We start from the raw sequence: 4,566 nt of genomic DNA, 5'->3' as shown, positions 1-4,566 counted from the left end.
GCCCCCCCGCGCTGAAGGGCCAGGAGCTCAAGCTGGACCTGGTCCTGGACCTGCGACCCGGCCCGAATCAGGCCTGGCTGGCCGTCACCGACCAGGCGGGACTGAGAGCCGAGCGTCCGGTGTTGCTGGAGGGACCTCCCCGGCGTGGGCCGGGCCAAGGGCTGGCCGTCGTGGTGGGGGTGTCGGAGAACTCCGACGACGCCCGCACCGTGGCCGAGGCCCTGACCACGAAGGGCTTCTCGGTGCGCTCGCACCTGGGCCCGGACGCCACCCGAGAGAACATCCTCCAGGCCCTGGACGACCTGGCCCGACGGGCCCACCCGGGCGACCGTGCGGTGCTGTACTACGCGGGTTCCTCCCGTCCGGAAGGGGACTCGCTGTCCACGGCGGACGAGGGTCTGCTGACCGCCGACGAGCTCAGAGCATGGTCCCGCCGGCTTTCGGGAACCCGACTGCTGGTGGTCCTGGACACCCGGACCGCCCCCGCCGGCTCGGCCGCAGAGCACTGGGCTGCCAGAAGCGCCCTCCTGGACGGGATGGCTGGCCCCGACCGGATGCTGCTGGCCGGGGCCCTCCCCTCGGCCGGCCCGGGCCTGACCCAGGCCTTCCTGCACGCGATGCAGGGTGAGAAGGATCCGTTCACGGCGGCCCGCCAGGCCTATCCTCAGGCGGTCCAGGAAGCATCCGGCCAGGCCGGAGACCCGACCTGGCCGCTGCTGCGCGAGGACTGAGGGATCAGAGCCACTGCAGCGTGGGCTCGTCCATGTCCTCCGAGGAGTCCGACTTCTTGGAAGACTTGCGGTGCCGCGAGGGTGCCGAGGCAGCGGCGCTGGCCGGGGGCACTCCCTCAACCGACTCCGCCTTGGCGGTTTCGGCCGGCGGAGCGGCGACCGGCGCCGGAGCCAGGGCCGCCACCAGCTCGGGCCAGTCGGCCTGCTCCAGCTCGGCCACCAGGAGGTCTTCCAGCTCCTCCTCCGGCAGCCCGGCCCTCTTCAGGACCGGCTGCACCAGGCTGCGCACCGAGGCTTCGGGGTCCGGCTGCTCGAACTTCAGGGTCCGATAGGCTCCCCACTCGACCTCCTCGCGCAGGGCCCGGAAGACCTCCAGGATCTCCAGGCTCCGGTCATGGCGCCACTGCTCGCAGGGGGGATGACCCAGGGCCTGCAACAACCCCGTCGCAGCCTGGATCGGGTCGTCGACCTCCCGAACCTGCTCACCGAGGACGCGCAGCTCCTCCCGCCAGAAGGTGCGGCCGGGTTCTTCGGCCACTCCCTCCAGCCAGCGGCGGGCCCGAGCGGGCCACTCCAAGGCCGCGTCTCCGCCGGCATGGGCCGCGAAGACCTCTGCCAGGCCCACGCCCAGACGCGCCAGACGCGCCTCCACCAGACCCTCCAGGGTGCGGCACAGTCCGATGAGCTCTTCCAGCATGTCCTCGCTCTCGGCCTGCCAGGAGAACACCGGCGGAGCGCCCAGAGCCCGCGGCAGGCGGACCTCGAGCAGCTCCCGCAGGTCCTCGGCCGAGGCGGAGTCCGCCAGCAGATCGCAGACCGGCTTGAAGGACGGGTCGACCTGGGCATGCCAGCGAGCCGCGGTCGGAAGGGCCTCAAACCAGGCCAGCAGGGCCTCGCCCGCCGCAGTCCACAGGGACGAGGTGGCCCCGGGCCTCCGAGGGAGGTTCTCCAGGATCCCCTCCAGGAAGGACTTCTGGGACGGCTCGGCGTCCACGAACTGGACCACCCAATCCTCGGGAGCGCTGACCATCTCGAAGAGCGCCTCGGCGGAGGGCACGACCTCTTCAAGCAGCTCAGGGCGCCCCTCCACCTGGGCTCGCTGCCAGTTCCGACGCAAGCCCAGCTCCCGGGGCCACTTCCAGAAGAGCGCGGCCAGCAGCAGCTCGACGGTGGCGGGAGTCAGGCTGTGGGGCGGCTCGAGGAGGGGCGCGACCAGGTCCAGGCCTGGCACCGTTCGCGCCTCGCCCGCCCCGCCGATCAGCTTCTGGCGAAGCTGGTTGAAGGCCCTTGCCGGACCCTGCTCGGGAATCTTTTCGACCAGGTTGAAGCTGGTCCAGTTCCCGGCCTCGCTCTGCAAGGCCAGGATTCCCGTCTCGACCAGGCCGGCCTTCAGGATCCGTCCGGTGACCCCGGCGTCCGTCCTCAGGGTCAGTTCGCCGCGACATGCCAGAAGGTGGTTCAAGGCCACCTGGCGCTGCCGACGCGTGTGACCACGGTCACGAAGGAAAGCCAGCGCCGGCTCGGAGAGCGCGGGAGGAGCGCCGACGGTTTCGCCGATCACACGATCCACCAGGTCCTGGAGCGCCTTGACGTCGAGGTCTGAGAAGACCTGGCCCTGGTGGCGGAAGACCATCGCCCCGGGCTGCAAGGATTTCTGGAAGGACTCGCGCAGGGTGCTGCGGGCAGCCTCCAGCCTCGCGGTCACCTGACGGTACTCGGTGGACGTCGGGTCGCTGAAGGGCGGTTCGAGGGCACGAAGGCGGTCCAAGGCCCTGGCTTCCAGGGCCTCACGCGTGAAGGAGGCCGGCTGACAGGGCAGGCCCAGGATCAGGCGCGGGTGGTCCAGGCTCCCGGCCTCGGCCAGGTCCCGAACAGCCTGGAGCTCCTCCTCGGTATCGGCCAGCACGAAGGCCACCAGCAGGTCGCCTCGATACGGGCGGACCTGGCGCGAAAACCCCTCGACCACGGCCTGGAAGGCCGACGGATCGCCCAGCTCGGCGGCCCGGAAGAGGCGGCAGAAGGCCTGGCGATCGGTTCCGTGGCGGGCATTGAATCGGGAAGCCAGCAGTCGGGGCAACGAGACGTGACGCTGCAGGATGGCCGGCAGGTCCAGACCAGGACGGACCCGGTTGCGGGTCCTCTCCAACGCCTCGTCCAGGTCGATCTGTCGACGTTCCAGGGGCAGAAGGAATTCCTCGCTGGCCTCGGAGTAGCGCAGCGCGCCCTTCTGGACCAGCAGCTCCAGGCTTCTCTGGGCGATCCGGACCTCGCGTTCACCCAGGTGCAGCGCCCAGATCAGATCCTCGGCCCGAGAGCGCAACCGGTCGTGTCCGACCAGTTGGAACATGAACACCGTGCGCAGCAAGCGCCGAGCCTGAGGAATGTCGCCCGCAGCCTGGACGGCCTTGTGCATGGCCTCGACGAACTCCTTGTTGGCCGGGTCCTGCTCCAGGGCCTTCTCAAAGTGGGTGTACATGGCATCGAGCGTGTACAGCGAGAGGCGCCCGTTGGGCTGGGTCACCGCGAAGTTCTTCAGGAAGTAGAGGAAGCCTCCGGGCGTGGCGTCGGCGAAGAAGGTGAAGGCCGTCTTCTCCTTGGAGGCCAGACGCAGCGCCACCCGGGGCAAAGCGAAGAGGACCGCCGGGTGGAGGGGATGCGCGCCCACCATCACCGTCTCGGCCAGCCAATGATCGCTGGTTCCCTGGTAGAGGCCGATGCGCACCAGATGCTCGCGAACCGCACGCTGGTCGGGATGGGCCTGGACGGCCTGCCAGACTTCGTCGTCGGGGTGTTCGAGGATCACCTTGCCGACCAGCTCCTCCCACTCGCCGACCCGCCCCAGCAGGGTGACGGGCTGGACCCTCCGGAAGAGGGCGACCAGCCGGGACTCTTCATCGACATGGAAGGTCCCCATGTCGCGGTTCACGACGCCCGCAAACAGAATCGGGAAGCGGCTGTTCCGACAGTACTCGGTGAAGTCCGCGACCTGCGAATCCTGACCCCGAAGGGCTTGTTGCAGCGGCTCGCCCATGCCGTCGAAGAGGACGGCGATCCCTTCGACGCCTCCGACCTGGCGCAGGTGCTCGACGGTCTGCTGGAACTCGTCGCGCAACCGGCCGGGCTCGGGAGCGAAGTCTTCCAGCCCCTGGGTGAAGAGCGCGCCGTTCAGGGCGCGTCGGACGGCCGCATCGAAATCCTCACCCGGATTGGCCTCGGGAAGGACCACCAGCCAACGCCGCCCCTTGCTGCGCGCTGCCCCGAGCGCCCGGACCAGTTGGACGTCCTGCAGACGGTCACACAGGGCGCTGAACTCCTCGCCCGGGAAAGGGCTGGACAGGGCCCGTCCCAGCACGAACAAGAGCAGCGACTTTCCGGTCCCCGCCGCCCCGGCCAGCAGGATCGATCCCCCCTTGCGAGCCAGCTCGGCCACGGCTCTCAGAGCGTCGATCTGCGGAGAGATCACCTGGATTCGAGACTGCAGGGCATCTCCCAGGGACGGCTCCAACAGGGCCTTGCGCGCGTCCACCGCCCCACAGGTCTCGGATCGGACCTTCACCAGGTGGGTCAGCGACTGGGTGCCGAGAATGGCCATCGGTTCCTCCTGCGTTCAATGCCCTGCGGGCTTTCCAGGCCTGAATCCGCCACCTACCGTGGCATTCGGCCGCCGATACATTTGTGACCCACCCACACCCGGGTGTGGGTGGGAAGGGCCCGTCTGCGTCGTCAGGCGCACCTCTGCGGTGCTCACGTAGTTTCCAACTACGCTCCGCTCCTCGACGCACGCCTTCCTTGCATCCAGACCCGCCTCGACGCCCTCGGTTCTCACGCCAGGCGG

General features: G+C 69.4%; 2 protein-coding genes. One reads left to right on the top strand and one right to left on the bottom strand.

What is annotated here, in order from left to right:
• On the top strand, positions 1-731 hold a 731-nt coding region (locus tag EYA77_RS04725), incomplete at its 5' end, for a caspase family protein (protein WP_167816043.1).
• 4 nt (positions 732-735) lie between these two features.
• Here EYA77_RS04725 and EYA77_RS04720 read toward each other — a convergent pair.
• Positions 736-4,323, bottom strand: a complete 3,588-nt coding sequence (locus tag EYA77_RS04720; RefSeq protein ID WP_167816042.1) for a hypothetical protein — start codon at positions 4,321-4,323, stop codon at positions 736-738.
• Positions 4,324-4,566 lie beyond the last annotated feature (243 nt).

Origin of the sequence: Methanocorpusculum sp. GPch4, from assembly GCF_012062385.1 — an archaeon.
In the GTDB taxonomy this organism is placed as follows: Archaea; Halobacteriota; Methanomicrobia; order Methanomicrobiales; family Methanocorpusculaceae; genus Methanocorpusculum; species Methanocorpusculum parvum.
This window is presented reverse-complemented; position numbering and strand designations above follow the sequence as displayed.